The following is a 15,720-nucleotide window of genomic DNA, read 5'->3' on the forward strand; positions in this document are numbered from 1 at the left end:
GCCACTCAACGGGAACGCGCTCCCGACAAGGTGACCGAGGACGTCATGGCGGCCGCCCCCGAAGCCCTGGCTGCCGGCGCGACGGCCCCAAGGTAGCGCCCGGGATCGGGGCCCTGGGGCGGACACCCCTCGGCGCGCCTGCGGACTCTCGGGGTCCGCCGGTGCTTGACCCCAAAGTCAGTCGCGCAGCGTCCGACCGAACATTTCGCCATATTTACTTGCGCAAACACGATTATTGGCGCATTGATCGCACTCAAAATTCGCTCAGGTTCGCTTGGCGCTGACCCCGAAATCAAGAATTTCGGTCCCGTTTTAGCAAAAGTTCCTCCTCGAAAATTTGATGCTTGCGCCTAGCTCGCGCGCATAAACCTTTGCCTTGAGGTGGGTGATCTTTGCGAACGACAACATTCATTCGGTTCAATCGCCAAGTGGACGGGGGCCGACTGATCCTCCAACCGGGCGGGCGTCTACGGCGGCGGCCCGCCCTGCAATCTGCGACCGCTCACCGGGCGTGAATTTCAGATACCGAGCCGCCCGCGAGGCGGTGCTCAGCGACATTCTTGCGCGCGACCCACGGGCCAGCCTGCACGACATCCGACACGCCCACCCCAGCCTTCGGCACATATCGCAGGACCAACTGGGCCTAAGGGTCGGCCGCCTGCTGGAAAGGCGGGGCGCCGATGACCTCAAATAGCTGGAGCCGCCGTGATGGACATTAACGTTCCCGTGGAACCCGCACTCGAAAAGCTGCGCCTGAGGGCGGAGGAATACAGAGCCCGGGCGAGCCAGGCCTCGGCCGCCGCCCGTGACGCCACGCTGGACCGGGTTCGTGAGCAGCATCAGACCGCCGCCGACACCTGGACGGATCTGGCCTGCGCCGAGGACGGGCGCCTCGCTTCCCGCCTCGCCCGTATTGCCGAAGGCGCCAAATGAACACGACCGACATAACAACCTACGCCGATCGCTTGAAAGCCGCCCAAGCCGCGCGAAAGGCCATGCTCGCCAAATTCCGGCCGAGGGTCGCGGCGCCCGCCGCCGCCGCCATCGACCGTTCCGCTCGCAAGGCCGCCGCCCTTGTCGTGGTGCGCGCCGAGCGCGAGGCGGCGAAGAGCGCCAGACGGGAGGCCGCAGCGCTCGCCCTGCAGCACGCCCATGAAGCTGCCGAAGCGTCGGCCGCCGCCGAGCTCGGCGCCAAACGCGCCGCGCGGAAGGAGCGCAAGTCGCTGAGCCAAGCGGAAGCCAAGGCCAAGCGTGACGCCCGCTACGCGGCGCGCAAGGCCCGTAAGTAGTCAAGAGTCGAGGATAGTCATGGCCAAAGAAGAACCCGTCGAATTCGACGGTCAGATCACCGAGCTTTTGCCGGAAGGACGATTTCGCGTACGCCTGGAGAACGACCACGAGATCCTGGCCTATACGGCCGGCAAGATGCGAAAGAACCGGATCCGCTCCATGGTCGGCGACAGGGTCACCGTGGAGATGACGCCTTACGACATGAACCGCGGCCGAATTACCTTCCGGCACCGCGACACCGCGCCCAGGGCGGGCGGGGGGGCGGGCCGTCCGCAGTTCAGGCGGCGCTAGCAAAAGCCGCGGCCGACGCGCTGCAGACCTTCGGATTTGAACCGCAGCGCTAGCTCAAGGGCCATCGAGCGCAGCATTGCGCTCGACCGCGCCCGTCTTTGCGACGTCCCCATGAAACGGATCGATCTGCGCAGACTTGAGGTGCAGCTCATCGATAGGCGCTGGCTTGGCCTCGACGAAGACGTTCATCCAACCGGACATACGCCCAGTTCCGTTTTACATCTCGGAGTCTTCGTCTCCTCCTGCCGCCCATCCGACCTACCGACAAGCGAGTTGCACCCTCGGGGCGGCAGGGCGTCTGAGCGAACGTCACGTCCCCAGCAGCCTTTGGCGCCTTGGGCTGGTAGGGCGAACTGAACCTTGCAGAACGTTGCGCGCTGCGTCATCGAAGGGAAGGGCCACCAGCAGGGAAGTCGCGCGCCATGCCGAAGTTCGCCGCGGGCGTAGTAAAATTTCAGCACGACGTTTTTCCCGGCAACGCCGCGCTATTTGAGAAGTTGGCCGAGGGCCAGGCGCCTGAGGCCCTGTTCATCACCTGCTCCGATTCTCGGATCGAGACAGGCATGCTGACCCAGAGCCAACCGGGCGACCTGTTTATCGTCCGGAACGCCGGCAATATCGTGCCTCCCCACACCAACGAGACTGGGAGCACAACGGCTGCCATCGAGTATGCGTGCATCGCTTTGAACGTCCCTCACATCGTCATCTGCGGCCACACCCAATGCGGCGCAATGCATGGCGCCATGCACCTAGAGGGGCTCGGCGAGCTACCTCACGTCAAAGAGTGGTTGTCCTATGCCAGGGCCGCCGTCGAGATCACGAACGAACTGGGCAAGAATCTGGACGAGCGCGCTCGCAGCCTGATGCTCTTGGAACAGAACGTCATTCTTCAGCTGACGCACCTGCGAACGCATCCGGCTGTGGCGGTGCGGCTCGCCCGGGGCGACCTGCGACTGCACGGCTGGGTGTACGACATCGTCGACGGGGAGGTGTACGCTTTGGACGAAGCTGGAAAGAGCTTTGAGCCCGTCAGCCAACGCTACGCGGCTGAGGTGGCGAAGCATCTGGCGCTCCACACCCACAATTAGACCGTGGGGGCTTGGCCCACATCTTTCGGCTTGGCTGGAACCTCACGCGCTCGCTTGCGATCCGCGGACGACCAAGGTCTTCTCGGCCTCGTTCAGGCGTCCCGAGCCGTCAGTTCTGTTCGAGGCGACTAGGACTTCGTCATGGCCTGGAACACACTGGCCAGCTTCTTGACCGCGACCTCGATCTCGTCGGGCGTGTAGGCGGCGAAACCCATCAGAAAGCCGGGAGGGCCGCCGTCGCCGGCGTAGAGCCCTGATAGCCCGAGCAGCTCGATCCCGGCTCGCCGCGCTGCTTGGACGACCGCGCCTTCGGAGAGGCCGCAGGTCAGCAGACAGGGCATCTGAAGGCCTCCCGCCGGAGGCTGGGCCTCGACGAAATCCGACAGGTGCGTTGCGACGAGGTCGACCAGGACGCCCAGCCGTTCGGCGTAGACGCCGCGCATGGATCGGACATGCGCGCCGAAGTGCCCGCCTTCCATGAACCGCGCGAGCGTCAGTTGCGCGATCGGGGCGGAATGCCCGTCAAGCAGGGTGCGGGCCACCGTCATCGGCTCCACGAGTTGGGGCGGGAGCACGACGTAGGCGATCCGCAGTCCGGGGAAGAGGGACTTGGTGAAGGTGCCGACATAGAGGGTCCGGTCGTGCGGATCGAGGCCCTGAGCGCAGGCCGTCGGTTTGCCGGCGTAGTGGAACTCGCTGTCGTAGTCGTCCTCGATGATCCAGGCCTGCCGCCGGGCCGCCCACTCGATAAGCGCCAGGCGGCGATCGAGCGACAGCGTCGCCCCGGTCGGGAACTGATGGGAAGGCGTAAGAAACACGGCCTTGGCGCCGCGCGGATCGTCCAGGATCTGTTCGACCAGCAGGCCATGACGGTCGAGGCCGACGGGCGCGCACTCCAGGCCCGCCGCGTCGAACGCTCGGCGCGCGCCGTAGTAGACCGGGTCCTCGATGAAGATGCGATCGCCAGGGTCCAGCAGCATGTTCGCGCAGAGCGTCAACGCCTGCTGTGAGCTGGTAAGGACCAGAACCCGGTCAGCCGAAGCGCGCGCGCCGCGCTCGAGGTTCACATAGTCGGCGACGACGCGCCGCAGCGGCTCGACACCTTGCGGGTCGGCGTGGAGGAGAGCCTGCGTGCCGCTCTCCTTCAGCACCTGCCGTTCCAGCCGCTCCCAAAGATGGAGCGGGAACGTGCGCGTCTCCGGCGCTCCGTGAGCGAACGGTCGTAGTGAAAGCCGCTCGCGGACCCCGCCGCTGCGGAACACAGCGCTTCCGCGCTTGCTGAGGTTAAGGGGCCCCGATGGCGCGGCCTGCGGGGTGGACCGCCGGCTGGTCGTGAGCTCGGTGACCTGCGCCACGAAGCTACCGCTGCCGACGCGGCGCTCGATGAACCCTTCAGCGTGAAGCTGCCCATAGGCCGCCTCGACCGTGTCGCGCGACACCCCGAGCGATTTGGCGAGCGCGCGCGAGGCCGGCAACGGTTTGCCCGCGCCCAGCGCACGATCGAGGATCAATTGGCGGATCGCCCGTTGAATTCGCGCGTGAAGCGGCATGGCCGCGTGGGCGGGGTGGGCGAGCCAGGCCTTCACGGACTCAAGCTGCGAATGTCTGAACAATTGGTCTGGATGGGTCGGGCTGAATGGTGGGGCTACTCAGGCCATTGCGCGGCTAGGTGTCAACCCGCCGCGCCGGCCCGCGCCCAGACTCAGGAGCTTCCATGTCCCCCAGCCCATCGTCCGTCCGCCTGCGCGACCTGACGCATCCGGTCGTGGCCGGGCTGATCTCCGTCGTCGTCAACTACGGCGGCACGTTCATTCTGGTCTTCCAGGCCGCCAAGGCGGCTGGTCTCAGCCCGGAGCTGACCGCCTCCTGGGTCTGGTCCGTCTCGATCGGCGTCGGACTGTCCGGCCTCTTTCTGAGCTGGCGGTATCGGGAGCCGATCATCACCGCCTGGTCGACGCCGGCGGCGGCGTTCCTCGTTACCGCGTTGGCCACGACGCCCTATGGCGAGGCGGTCGGCGCCTATATGGTCTCGGCGGCGGCTTTCGTCGCCCTCGGACTGTCAGGCTATTTCGACAAGGTGATCCGCCTGATCCCGCCGGCGATCGCCTCCGGCCTGCTCGCGGGCATCCTGCTGCAGTTCGGGATCGGCGCATTCGGCGGCGCCGGCGTCGATCCGCTGCTGGTCGGTCTGCTGATCGTCGCCTATCTGGTGATGAAGCGTTTCCAGGCTCGCTATGCGGTGGTCGGCATCCTCGTTCTCGGACTGGCCTTCCTGCTCGCGCAGGGCAGGGTCGATCTGGCGGGGCTGAAGCTGGAGTTCGCAGCCCCGGTCTTCACCAGGCCGGAATTCTCGCTCAACGCGCTGCTCTCGGTCGCGCTGCCGCTGTTTCTCATCACCCTGACCGGCCAATACATGCCCGGGATGCTGGTGCTGCGGAACGACGGCTTCAAGACCAGCGCCGATCCGATCGTCACCGCGACGGGGCTTGGGTCGCTGATCATGGCGCCGTTCGGCTCGCACGCCTTCAACATCGCAGCGATCACCGCCGCGATCGCCACCGGCAGGGAGGCCCACGAAGATCCGACCAGACGCTGGGTCGCCGGTATCGCCGCGGGCTGCTTCTACGTGCTGGTCGGGGTGTTTGGCGTGACGCTCGCCGCCGTCTTCATGGCGTTCCCGGCGACCTTCATCACAACGCTCGCCGGCCTCGCCCTGCTCGGCACGATCGGCGGCGCCCTCGCCAGTGCGATGGCCGATCCGGCGTCGCGCGAGGCGGCGCTGATCACCTTCCTGGCCTCGGCCGCGAACATCAAGCTGCTCGGCGTGGGCGGCGCGTTCTGGGGGCTGGTGATCGGCCTTTTCGCCTATCTCGTCCTGAACGGCGTCCTGCCGCGCCGTGCCCGCGCGCGCCTTTCCGCCTAGGCCGTGTGTCGCGGCTTCCGTGAGGCGTGGAGCGGAAGACCGGCGCCGTAACGGCGCCCGAACGTCCGACAACCCTGGACGCTGGCGCCTTGAATCGCGCACGACGCCGCGTGGATCAGCGCCGCGCCAATTCAGGGCGATCGCCGGGGGCGTCGAGTTCGGCGAAGATCTGCCAGACGCCTCGCAGGCGCCTTGGAAAGTCGGGCGCTTGCTCCTGAAGCAGCTGAGACGCCCGTCGTCGCCGAAAGCCGGGTGACGACGCCATCATCCTCGCAAGGGATTTTCGCGCGACGGCTGATCTGCTTGCACCCACCCCGCGTAAATCGATCGCTGTCTGACAGGGCGCCGGCGTTTCGTGCGCCAGCGAAAAGTCACTTGGCGCCTCGGCCGCGTTCGCGACGCAACCTCGCTTTGCTGCGGGGGCGGAAGGCGAAGCGTGATCGGCGTCCAGAAAAAAGAGGGATGAAGATGTTCAAGACGATTTTGCTTTCATCGGTCGTCGCGCTCTGCGCGGTCGGAGGGGCGCAGGCGCAGACCGCGCCCGGCCGCTGGATGTTCAGCCTGGAGGGTGGCGCCGAGTTCCCGACCAGCGGCGAGGTTCATGGCGGGGCCACGGCTGCCGTGCCAAATCTTGGCCCGCTGAATCCGGCTTTGGCTGGCGTGAACGCCGAGCTCCGAATCCAGTCCCGCAGCTTCGACGACATCTATGGCGAGGGCATGAACCTGGGCGCCGAGTTCGCCTATGGCATGAGCGACAACGCCGAAGTTTTCGGGGCTTTCCGCTATATGCAGGCTGACGAGGGCCAGGTTCAGGTGGGCGGCACCTTCGTCCCGGCGCTCAACACCACGCTGCCGGTCTACGGGACCTTCAGCAAGTATGAGGCCTACGCGCTGGAAGCCGGCTATCGGCAGTACTTCGGCTCGGGCGCGCTGAAGCCATACGTCGCTGGGCGCCTGGGCGCGGTCTTCACTGACAAGATCAACGCTACGTTCGAGATTCCGGACGCCGCCATCACAATCGCCAACGTCCCCTTCTACGACAGCTCCACCAGCTTGACGGCTGGTCTGGATGTAGGCGTTTCCTATGCCGTCAATGACCGGTTGTCGCTGCAGGCCGAGACGGGCGTTCGCTACATCTCCAGTCTCAGCGACGACGACAGCGCCATCGGTGGTCTCGGACTTTCGTCGATCAACGGCGCTGGCGAGCGCACATATGTGCCCGTGACCCTGCGGGCCAAGTTCGCGTTCTAAGCCCAAGCCCCGGGGCCTATGATTGGCTCCGGGGCCTCTTCATGGAGATGTGGCCGCCCGGCGCGGACCCTATGGCCAGCCGTTTCGTGGCCAATCGCGATCGTCAGAGAACCTCACGCGGCCCAGTCGGACACCGCTCGTCGTTCTCGCTGTGGCCGTGCTGGGCGGCCTTGTCGTGACGGCGGCGGGGTCGTCATCTCACGGGCTCGGCGTGTCAGTTCCCGCGATAGGTGCTGTATCCGAAGGGACTGACCACGACGGGCACGTGATAATGGAGCGTCGGATCAGATACCTGGAATACGACATCGATCTGCGGGAAGAAGGCCGGCTGGCCCGTCGCGCCGTAACCGGACATGTCGAAAGTCAGCCTGTAGGTTGCGGCCTGGGCTTGCACACCATGGCCGAAGGAACGAACCCGACCGTTCTCATCCGTCCTGGCCTTGGCCACCTGACGCCAGCCGCCGTCAGTCTGCCTGATTTCCAGCGTGACGGGTACGTCCTTGCCGCCGACGCCGCGAGCCAGATCCAGCACGTGGGTCGAAATGCCGTCTGCGAGGGCAGCCGTGGCGGACAGGGTGAGGGCCGCGCTGAGGCCGGTTAGCGAAAAATAGCGCATCAACATCTCCTCTGAGAAATGGGCCGCTTCAGTAGTCTGAGACCATGTCGCAAGCGTGGCCGTGATCGCCCCGCACCATGCCTTCCGGCGTCATCACGACATGTCGCTGCGCGGGTGAACCAGCCCAAACCGCACTGGACTTTCCACGGGACACGGACGCGCTCAGCGAGATCTGGCGTTTGCTGGTCGCCGATCGAGCGGGCCCAGCTTCGCGGATCGGCCACCGCGGCGCGGACGTTCGCAGGCGCTGGAACCAGGAGGGCCGTTTTGACAGGATGGAGCCGCTAGCCTACCGACCGATCGTCAGCCTTTGCGGCCGCTTTCAACGTCAAGACAATGCGCTCAGATGTTTCTGGAGTGAGAATGGCGCGCTTGAGCCCCACGCCCTACGGGCCCGGGATGGCGAGGCGTGCGGCGCAAAGGGCGGCCCTAACCCCCCTTAGCCGTCGTGCGGGAAACCCAGCCCTTTTTGCCTGCGTCATCCCTCTCATCGCGCGATGATGTCGTCAGTTCGCCATGCCTCCGATCAGACGGACGGGCGCGCGCTTAGCCTCGGCGAAACGTGCTGGCGCATCGAACCTTCAGAGCGGGCCGCCCTTCTTATCGACAACAAGAGTTATTTTGCGACGCTCAAGGAGGTCCTGCAGTCGGCGAGGCGGTCAGTCTACATTCTGGGCTGGGCGTTTGATCCGCGCACGCGGCTGGCTCCTGATGGAGCCGAGGGCCCGGACGATCCCGATGAGGTCGGGAGAGTTCTCATTGGGCTGGTCCACGCCAGGCCCGCGTTGGATGTGCGCGTACTGGTGTGGAAATCTCCGTTCGGCGTCATGGGACATCAGGATGTCCGCGGCCATCGTGCAAAGCGGGCGTTCGCTCGGACGGGAGTCCAGTTCCGCGAAGCTGACGATCTCCCGTTCGGGGCCTGTCATCATCAGAAGCTGGTGGTCATTGACGATCAGCTGGCCTTTTGCGGCGGTGGCGACATTGTCACCAACCGGTGGGACAGCCCAGCTCACCGCGACATCGAACCTCGCCGGCTATTGCCCAACCACGCACGCCATCCAGCGCGGCATGAGGTCACCATGATGATCGAGGGCGCTGCATCCCAAGCGCTTGGAGATCTCTTTCGCGAACGTTGGTCTCAGGCTGCTGGAACGCTGCTTTCGTCGCCGACGCCTGCGCCGGCGCAGCCAATCTGGCCAAGCGCGGTGACGTCTCACCTGTCAAATGTGCAGGTCGGCATATCGCGCACCCGGCCGCGTCGGATGGGTCTGCCCGCCATCGACGAAATCCGCAGGCTGACCCTGAGATGCATCGCAAGCGCGCGCCAAACGATCTATCTGGAGAACCAGTACTTCACCTGCCGCGCCGTCGCCGCGGCCCTGGCGGCTCGCCTGGCTGAGCGCGATGGCCCTGAGGTCATTCTGCTTCTTAGCGGACGCGCTCCAAGTCTGCTTGATCACCTGACGATGGATTACGCACGAAACCCGCTGATCCGCAGCCTGCGCGCCGCCGACGCCTTCGGCCGTCTTCGGGCGGTGTCGCCACGAACGGCGGCCGGTGCGCCGATTGTGGTGCACTCGAAAGTGACGGTGATCGACGATCGGATCGTCCGTGTCGGTTCAGCCAATCTCAACAACCGATCTGGCGGCTTCGACACCGAGTGCGACCTTGCGGTGGAGAGCCAGGCCCCGAAGACCTCGCGAGCCATCGGCCGTTTCCGCGACCGGCTCTTGGCGCACTATCTCGGCGTCAGTCCTGATGCGGTGTCTCGCGCTCGCGGCGAGGGAGGGCTTGTGGGCGCAATTGACGCTTTGAACGTGCATGGACGGCTTGCGCCGGTGGCGCTGCATGCGCCCTCCTGGTGGGAGGGTGTCGTGGCCCCACGCAATCTCGGAGATCCCGCCTGCGTCGAGGAGAGCTGGCGCTGGCGGCGGCAATGGCGCGGAGAGGAGCCCCGGCGGGCAGGCGAGGGCGCAGGGTCATGAAGCTGCTGACGTGGAACATCCAGGCAGGCATCGGGACGAGCCGTTATCGCGACTATCTGCTCCGCGCTCACCTCCAGCTCGTGCATGCGCCGTCCAAGACGCGGACCCTGGAGAACATCGCCAGGGAGATCGCCCCTTACGATGTCGTCTGCCTGCAAGAGGTCGACCTTGGGGGCCGGCGCGCAGGCTATCGCTCGCAGGTGGAGGATATTGCCGAGCTCTCCGGCCATGACCACGTCGCCGTCCAGGAAAACAGGCGGATTCCCGGAATCTCGCGTCACGGCAACGCAATCCTCAGCCGTTGGCCGATAGCCAATGTTCACGATCTTAAGCTTCCCGGTCGGGTGACTGGACGCGGCTGCCTCGTCGCTGAAATCGCCGGCCGCCATGATCTGACGGTCGCCTGTCTCCATCTTAGTCTCGGTGCGTCGGACCAGCACCTGCAGTTAGACGCAGTGGCGCAGGCGCTAAGCGGCGCACCGTCGTGGGCGGTGCTGGGAGATTTCAACTGCGGAGCGCGAAGCGCGCCCTTCGAGGCGTTCCGCGAGGCGACCGGGGCTCGCCTGCACAGGCCGGCGCCGCCGACATTTCCGGCCTGGCGACCTACGCGGGATTTCGATCACATCGTCATTGGGGGAGACGTCTTGTTGACCCACTATCAGTGTGAGCCCGCGACCTTCTCCGATCATCGAGCGGTGTCCGCTGTCGTGCAGCCCCGAGCGGCGAGCTAGTCGCCATGGGGGCGGGCTGGGGCTTTCAGGAGGTCTATCGGCCTCGGCGGAGGGTAGACAGGCGGCCGTCGGACAGGCCTGGCCGCCGGGTTGGACCTTGCAGCTAGCGTTCTTCGGTCAGCCAAAGCTCGTGGGCGTCGAGGGCGAGCTTGAGGAGCGCGCGGTGGGCGTCCGCGCGGGCTTGGAGTTCCATTCGCCGCGCATCAAAGGTTTGTCGGTCTGCCAACAGGCGATCGGAAAGGTCCCGCTCGCCCAGTTCATAGGCCCGCGCGGTGCGGCCTGAGGCCTTTTGGGCTGCATCCAAGGCCAATGCGGCGCTGCGCCAGGCTTCGAGCGCGGCTGTTGCTGCGATGACGTCGCCTTGAGCGGCGGCGCGGATTTCTCGCGTGGACATCGCCAGACGGGCTTGCGCAGCCGACGCCGACGCGGACTGCTGCTCAGCGGCGGCGCTGCGACGCGCACCACTGAACGGCGCTGAGATGAAAATGCCGACCCCCGTCTCTTCGCCGCCCCGCTCATTGAAGGTGCGGACGCCGACAGTAGGGTCCGGCGTGCGATCGCGACTTAAGCGCTGCGCAAGCCATCGCTCGCGATCGGCAAAGGCTCTGGCGATAACGAGCTCATGACTGCGCTCAACAATCAGGTCGGCCCATTGCGAGAACGGCCGGAGCGGCGCTTGCGGCGGCGGCAGCCGCGGCGCGACGGGGGGCGCCAGATCGCTATAGCGGGCGTCCAGTTCGGCCCGCGCAGCCCGTTCGGCGCCCTGTGACCGTGCGAGCGCGGCTTGGGCCCGGGCCTCAGCGCCCCTGGCCAGCTCCAGATCAAGCTGCGCCGCATCCTTCAGCTCGACGCGACGGGCGAGACCATGGACCTCACGGCCGTAGGTCTCCAGCTCCTCGGCGTCGATCAGGCGAGCCTCCGCCGCAGTCACCCAAGTCAGGTAGCTTTCGGCCAGGGCCAGCGAGGCCTGATGGCGCGCATCTTCGAGCCCGTTCTGCGCCGCTACGATCCCGGCCTCGCCAGCGGCGCGGTCGAGGGCGGCCTTGCCCGGAAGGCGGATCGCCCGGCTCGCCTGGACCGACCACTCCGAATACGAGCCGTCGTTACGCACGCGACGCTGGTCCAGCGCCGCTATCAGGGTTGTTTCGTGATCGCCCGCCGCCAGCATTCTTGCCTGCGCGCGCGCCCCGCCGAGTACGGCGCGCGCTTCCATCAACGGCGGAGAGGCCTCAAGAACCTCAAGGATCTTGGCGTCGTCCGGAAGGAAGGACGGCGAGGTCAGGCCTCGCTCGGCCGCGGCGGCCGGAGCGGCGAGGGCGGCGAGGGCCGCAATCAGGAAGGTGCGCATCAGGCGGTCTCCTGGGCCGCAGCGCCAGGTTCGAGACCAAAGCGCCGATAGAGAATGGGAAGCAGGACGAGGGTGAGCAGGGTCGATGTCACGAGCCCGCCGACCACGACGATGGCCAGTGGGCGCTGAATCTCCGACCCCGGACCGGTGGCGACCAACAGCGGCGCCAGGCCCAGCGCGGTGATGCTGGCGGTCATGAGCACGGGCCGGAGGCGTCGGCGGGCCCCTTCGGTCACGGCGGCGGTGACGTCGCGCCCGCGCTGCACCAGTTCGTTGAAGTGCGTCACCAGCACCAGGCCGTTCAGCACCGCAATTCCGAGCAGGGCGATGAGGCCCACCGAGGCGGGCACCGACAAGTACTCGCCCGAAATCCAAAGGGCCACGATCCCGCCGATCATGGCGAACGGGATGTTGGCCAGGATCAGAAGCGATTGGCGTGTCGACTTCAGGCTGATGAACAGCACCAGGAAGATCAGCGCCAGGGCCATCGGAACGACCACGCCAAGCCGCGCGGCGGCGCGCTTCTGATTTTCGAACTGGCCGCCCCAGGCGATGCGGTACCCGGGCGGAAGCGGCACGTCCCGGGCGACGTTGGCCTGGGCTTCCTTGACGAACCCGACGAGGTCGCGACCCTGCACATAGGCCTGGATGACGGCGAAGCGCGAGGCGTTTTCACGGTCGATCTTCACCGGTCCTAGCCGTCGCTCGACGCTCGCCACATCGCCGGCCCGAAGCAGGCCGCCGTCCGGGGTGGCGATCTGCGCCTGTTCGAAGAGCGCTGGGTCCTGTCGCAGGTCCTCAGGCCCGCGGACCAGGATCGGCGTGCGTTGACCCTGTTCGAACACGACGCCGGCCGGCGCGCCCTCAAGCTGGGCTCGCAGTTCGCGTTGCAGAACCTCGGCGGAGAGGCCGGCCCGCACGGCCGCCGCGCGGTCGAGGTTCAGTTGCAGATAGGTCACGCTGTCGCCGGCGACCGTGTAGACATCGGACGCGCCGCGGGTCTTGTTCAATGTCTGTTCGATCCGTGCGGCCAGATCTCCCAGCGTTTTCAGATCGGGTCCGAACACCTTGACCGCCAGGTCGCCGCGGCTGCCCGTGAGCATCTCTGCGACCCGCATCTCGATCGGCTGGGTGAAGGTGGCCTCAACCCCAGGAAATTGCGTCGCGGCCTTGCGGATTTCCTCCGTAAGCCAGGCCTTGTCCTGCCGGCGCCAATCCTTGCGGTCGGCCAGCACGAGGAAACTGTCGGTCTCGTTGAGCCCCATGGGATCGAGCCCCAGCTCGTCCGAGCCGACGCGGGCGACGATGCGCTTGACCTCGGGGACCTGAGCCAGGATCGCACGCTGAACGGCCATGTCCTGGCTGGCGCTGGCGTCGAGATTGATCGACGGCAGCTTGGCGAGCTGCATCAGAATGGCGCCCTCATCCATGGTGGGCATAAAGCTCTTGCCGATCAGGACATAGGCGAGCGCCGCCAGAACCATGCCGCCTCCGGCGGCCGCATACACCGGCTTGGGCCTCGCCAGCGCGCGCGCCAGTTGGCGCTCATAGAACGGCCCGATCTTGCGCATGATCCAGGACTCCCGATGCTCGTGCGCCTTCAGCAGCAACGAAGCCAGGACGGGGATCACCGTAAGCGAGAGCAGGAGCGAGGAGCCGAGGGCGAAGACGATGGTCAGCGCGACGGGCCCGAACAGCTTGCCCTCCAGCCCCTGCAGGCTCAGCAGCGGCAGGAAGACCAGGCAGATGATCAGCACGCCCGCGCTCACCGGCGCGGCCACTTCGGACACGGCTTCGTAGATCACGTGAAGACGCCGTGCGCCGGTGATGCCTGGACTGTCGAGCCGCTCGACGGTGTTTTCGACCACGACGACCGCCGCATCGACCAGCATGCCGATGGCGATGGCCAAACCCCCAAGGCTCATCAGGTTGGCCGAGAGCCCGAACCCGCGCATGAGCAGAAAGGTCGTCAGCACGGCCAGCGGCAGCGTGACTGCGACCACCGCCGCCGCACGCAGATCGCCCAGAAACAAAAGCAGCAGGACGACCACCAGCACGCTCGCCTCGACCAGGGCTTTGTTGACCGTGCCGGTGGCGCGTCCGATCAGGTCGGAGCGATTGTAGAAAGGGCTGATTTTGACGCCTTCGGGAAGCGAAGGCTGGAGTTCGGCCAGTCGCTGCTCGACGGCTCTGACGACAGCCTTGGCGTCCGCCCCGCGCAGGGCGATGACAATCGCCTGGGCCGCCTCGCCCCTGCCGTTCTGGGTGACCGCGCCGTAGCGGGTGAGGGCGCCTTCGCGCACCTCGGCCAAATCGCCCAGACGGACGGCTCCGCCTCCCGGCAGCGGCACGGCGGTGTCTCGCAGATCCTCCAGGCTCGTGATCGCCCCGGCCACGCGAACGACCAAGGCCTCTTCGCCCTCGTTCAGGCGTCCGGAGCCGTCATTTCGGTTCGAGGCGGGAATAGCCTCGACGAGCGCCTGGGCGGTCAGGCCCGTGGCGGCCAGGGCGGCCGGGTCGGGAGAGACCTCGAACGTCTTGGCCCGGCCGCCCAGGACGTTGACGTCGGCGACGCCAGGCAGGCCTCGCAGGGCCGGCCGGATCGTCCAGTCCAGCAGCGTCCGCTTCTGCTCGAGGGTCAGGCGTTCGCCTTCGAGGGTGAACATGTAGACGTCCGACAGCGGCGTGGAGATCGGCGAGAGCCCCCCGCTCACGCCAAGGGGCAAGGCTCCAAAGGCGTTCGATAGCCGCTCGCTGGTCTGCTGGCGGGCCCAGTAGACGTCGGTGCCCGGCGCAAAATCGATGGTGAGGTCGGCGATCGCATACTTCGCGGTCGAGCGCAGCATGGCTTGCCGGGGAATGCCGAGGAGCTCCATCTCCAGCGGCGTGATGACTTGGCTCTCGACCTCCTCAGGGGTCATACCCGGAGCCTTGAGGATGATCTTCACCTGGGTGGGCGATATGTCGGGGAAGGCGTCGACAGGCAAGTTGAGGAACGCGTGGACGCCGAGACCGACGATAGAGATGGCGAGCACCGCGGCCAGCAGCCGCTGCGACAAGGCCAGGGCGATGAGCTTGCGCATGCTTATCGTCCCAGGGCCGACTTCAGCTGCGCGGCGCCTGCGGCCGCGACCCGCGCCCCCGTCGGAAGGCCGGTGACGACCGCCTCGGCGCCCGCCACGCCGACGACGGCGACGGGGTGAGCCTGGTATCCTGAGCCGGCTTTGACGAAGACCTTTGCGCCGTCTGGCGCCTGCAGGAGCGCGCTGCGGGGAATGGATTGGGCGCCGGCCGGCGCAGGAACCAGCAGAGTGACGCTGACCGCCTGGCCGGGCGCAAGATCGGCGACCCCGTCCAGTTCGGCGCGCAGCGGCAGCGAGCGGGTCTTCGGATCGATGCTGGCGCCTAGCGCGACCACACGACCGCTGGTCGCGCCGACCCGCACGCTATAGCCGACCTGCAGCTTGCGAGCGATCGCCGGCGAGATCCGCGCCTCGATCCATAGCTTATCGGCGCGATCGAGGGTGACCGCGGGCGCCATGGCCTCCAGTCCGCCGCCGGGTTGAGCATGCAGAACAGCCACCCGCCCGGCGACCGGCGCGCGCAGAACATACTCGCCCGATCCTCCTCCTCCCCCCGATAGCAGGCGGCGACGCTCATTGACGAGCGCGCGGGCTTGAGCGGCCCGGGCCTGAGCCTCCTCGGCGCGGGCCCCTGCGATCACCCCTTCACTGGCCAGAAGCTGCGCTCGGCGCGCGGCCGCGTCAGCGACGCGCAGCTCAGCCTGGCTCTGGGCCAGCTCAGACGAGATCGTCAATACGTCCCGGCTGAACAGCGTCACGAGCGGCGCGCCGCCCTTCACGGTCTGTCCTTCCAGGACGTGCACCCGAGACACCGTGCCGGCGAAGGGCGAGGAGACCACGCGCCTTCCGTTCAGAGGCGGGGTGACGGTCGCCGGCGCCGCCGCCAGGGGAGCGCTGGATGCAGGCTTGGCGGTTGCGAGCACGACGCCCATCGCCGCCTCCTGCGCAGCGCTGAGGGCAAGGGGCTTTGCGGCCAAGGAAGGCGTGGTCGCTGCAGCCAGGGCGAGGCAGGCGACAAGGCTGGTACGGATGGCGGGCATGGAATCCTCGTGGCTTGCGCCGCCTGTTGCGCCGCCAGCCTGAAGCCCGCCTGAAGTGAAGCTGAAACGAA

General features: G+C 66.8%; 13 protein-coding genes and 1 pseudogene. 8 read left to right on the forward strand and 6 right to left on the reverse strand.

Annotated features, from left to right (window positions below):
- Positions 1 to 708: 708 nt before the first annotated feature.
- The 3 genes and pseudogenes from O4N75_RS07250 to infA all read left to right on the forward strand — a co-directional run.
- Positions 709 to 933, forward strand: a complete 225-nt coding sequence (locus O4N75_RS07250; protein ID WP_269628686.1) for a hypothetical protein — start codon at positions 709 to 711, stop codon at positions 931 to 933.
- Positions 930 to 1,289 (forward strand): DUF6481 family protein, encoded by a 360-nt coding sequence (locus tag O4N75_RS07255; protein WP_269628687.1) that lies wholly within the window; start codon positions 930 to 932, stop codon positions 1,287 to 1,289. Before O4N75_RS07250 ends, O4N75_RS07255 begins: the two co-directional genes overlap by 4 nt.
- A 19-nt stretch (positions 1,290 to 1,308) precedes the next feature.
- Positions 1,309 to 1,524: pseudogene (gene infA, locus O4N75_RS07260) on the forward strand (translation initiation factor IF-1); the annotation flags it as partial.
- A gap of 111 nt (positions 1,525 to 1,635) precedes the next feature.
- Here the strand turns inward: infA and O4N75_RS07265 are convergent.
- On the reverse strand, positions 1,636 to 1,770 hold the full coding sequence (locus O4N75_RS07265; RefSeq protein WP_269628688.1) for a hypothetical protein: 135 nt from the start codon (positions 1,768 to 1,770) through the stop codon (positions 1,636 to 1,638).
- 233 nt (positions 1,771 to 2,003) lie between these two features.
- Between O4N75_RS07265 and O4N75_RS07270 the strand changes: the two genes are divergently transcribed.
- Positions 2,004 to 2,669 (forward strand): carbonic anhydrase, encoded by a 666-nt coding sequence (locus O4N75_RS07270; protein WP_269628689.1) that lies wholly within the window; start codon positions 2,004 to 2,006, stop codon positions 2,667 to 2,669.
- Between the two features lie 128 nt (positions 2,670 to 2,797).
- Here the strand turns inward: O4N75_RS07270 and O4N75_RS07275 are convergent, their stop codons facing one another.
- Positions 2,798 to 4,255 (reverse strand): PLP-dependent aminotransferase family protein, encoded by a 1,458-nt coding sequence (locus tag O4N75_RS07275; RefSeq protein WP_269628690.1) that lies wholly within the window; start codon positions 4,253 to 4,255, stop codon positions 2,798 to 2,800.
- A gap of 128 nt (positions 4,256 to 4,383) precedes the next feature.
- On the opposite strand from O4N75_RS07275, the gene O4N75_RS07280 reads away from it, so the two are divergent.
- Together O4N75_RS07280 and O4N75_RS07285 are read left to right on the forward strand one after the other, a co-directional pair.
- Positions 4,384 to 5,592 (forward strand): benzoate/H(+) symporter BenE family transporter, encoded by a 1,209-nt coding sequence (locus O4N75_RS07280; protein WP_269628691.1) that lies wholly within the window; start codon positions 4,384 to 4,386, stop codon positions 5,590 to 5,592.
- A gap of 468 nt (positions 5,593 to 6,060) precedes the next feature.
- Positions 6,061 to 6,843: a hypothetical protein gene (locus O4N75_RS07285; RefSeq protein WP_269628692.1), complete on the forward strand. Its 783-nt coding sequence runs from the start codon at positions 6,061 to 6,063 to the stop codon at positions 6,841 to 6,843.
- Positions 6,844 to 7,057: 214 nt separating this feature from the next.
- Here O4N75_RS07285 and uraH read toward each other — a convergent pair whose 3' ends face one another.
- Positions 7,058 to 7,459, reverse strand: a complete 402-nt coding sequence (uraH, locus tag O4N75_RS07290) for a hydroxyisourate hydrolase (RefSeq protein ID WP_269628693.1) — start codon at positions 7,457 to 7,459, stop codon at positions 7,058 to 7,060.
- A 500-nt stretch (positions 7,460 to 7,959) separates the two neighbouring features.
- On the opposite strand from uraH, the gene O4N75_RS07295 reads away from it, so the two are divergent.
- Together O4N75_RS07295 and O4N75_RS07300 are read left to right on the forward strand one after the other, a co-directional pair.
- A complete protein-coding gene (locus O4N75_RS07295) occupies positions 7,960 to 9,447 on the forward strand; it encodes a phospholipase D-like domain-containing protein (protein ID WP_269628694.1) in 1,488 nt (495 codons plus the stop codon).
- The gene (locus tag O4N75_RS07300; protein ID WP_269628695.1) at positions 9,444 to 10,178 is read left to right on the forward strand and encodes an endonuclease/exonuclease/phosphatase family protein; all 735 of its coding nucleotides are present in this window, start codon (positions 9,444 to 9,446) and stop codon (positions 10,176 to 10,178) included. Before O4N75_RS07295 ends, O4N75_RS07300 begins: the two co-directional genes overlap by 4 nt.
- Before the next feature lie 103 nt (positions 10,179 to 10,281).
- Here the strand turns inward: O4N75_RS07300 and O4N75_RS07305 are convergent, their stop codons facing one another.
- The 3 genes from O4N75_RS07305 to O4N75_RS07315 are packed head-to-tail and all read right to left on the reverse strand — an operon-like array spanning position 10,282 to position 15,649.
- A complete protein-coding gene (locus tag O4N75_RS07305; protein WP_269628696.1) occupies positions 10,282 to 11,526 on the reverse strand; it encodes a TolC family protein in 1,245 nt (414 codons plus the stop codon).
- A complete protein-coding gene (locus tag O4N75_RS07310) occupies positions 11,526 to 14,609 on the reverse strand; it encodes an efflux RND transporter permease subunit (RefSeq protein ID WP_269628697.1) in 3,084 nt (1,027 codons plus the stop codon). Before O4N75_RS07310 ends, O4N75_RS07305 begins: the two co-directional genes overlap by 1 nt.
- A 2-nt stretch (positions 14,610 to 14,611) precedes the next feature.
- Positions 14,612 to 15,649 carry an efflux RND transporter periplasmic adaptor subunit gene (locus O4N75_RS07315; protein ID WP_269628698.1) on the reverse strand — a complete coding sequence of 346 codons (1,038 nt, stop codon included), beginning with the start codon at positions 15,647 to 15,649 and terminating at the stop codon, positions 14,612 to 14,614.
- Between the last annotated feature and the right edge of the window lie 71 nt (positions 15,650 to 15,720).

It is taken from the genome of Phenylobacterium sp. NIBR 498073 (genome assembly GCF_027286305.1).
Taxonomy (GTDB): domain Bacteria; phylum Pseudomonadota; class Alphaproteobacteria; order Caulobacterales; family Caulobacteraceae; genus Phenylobacterium.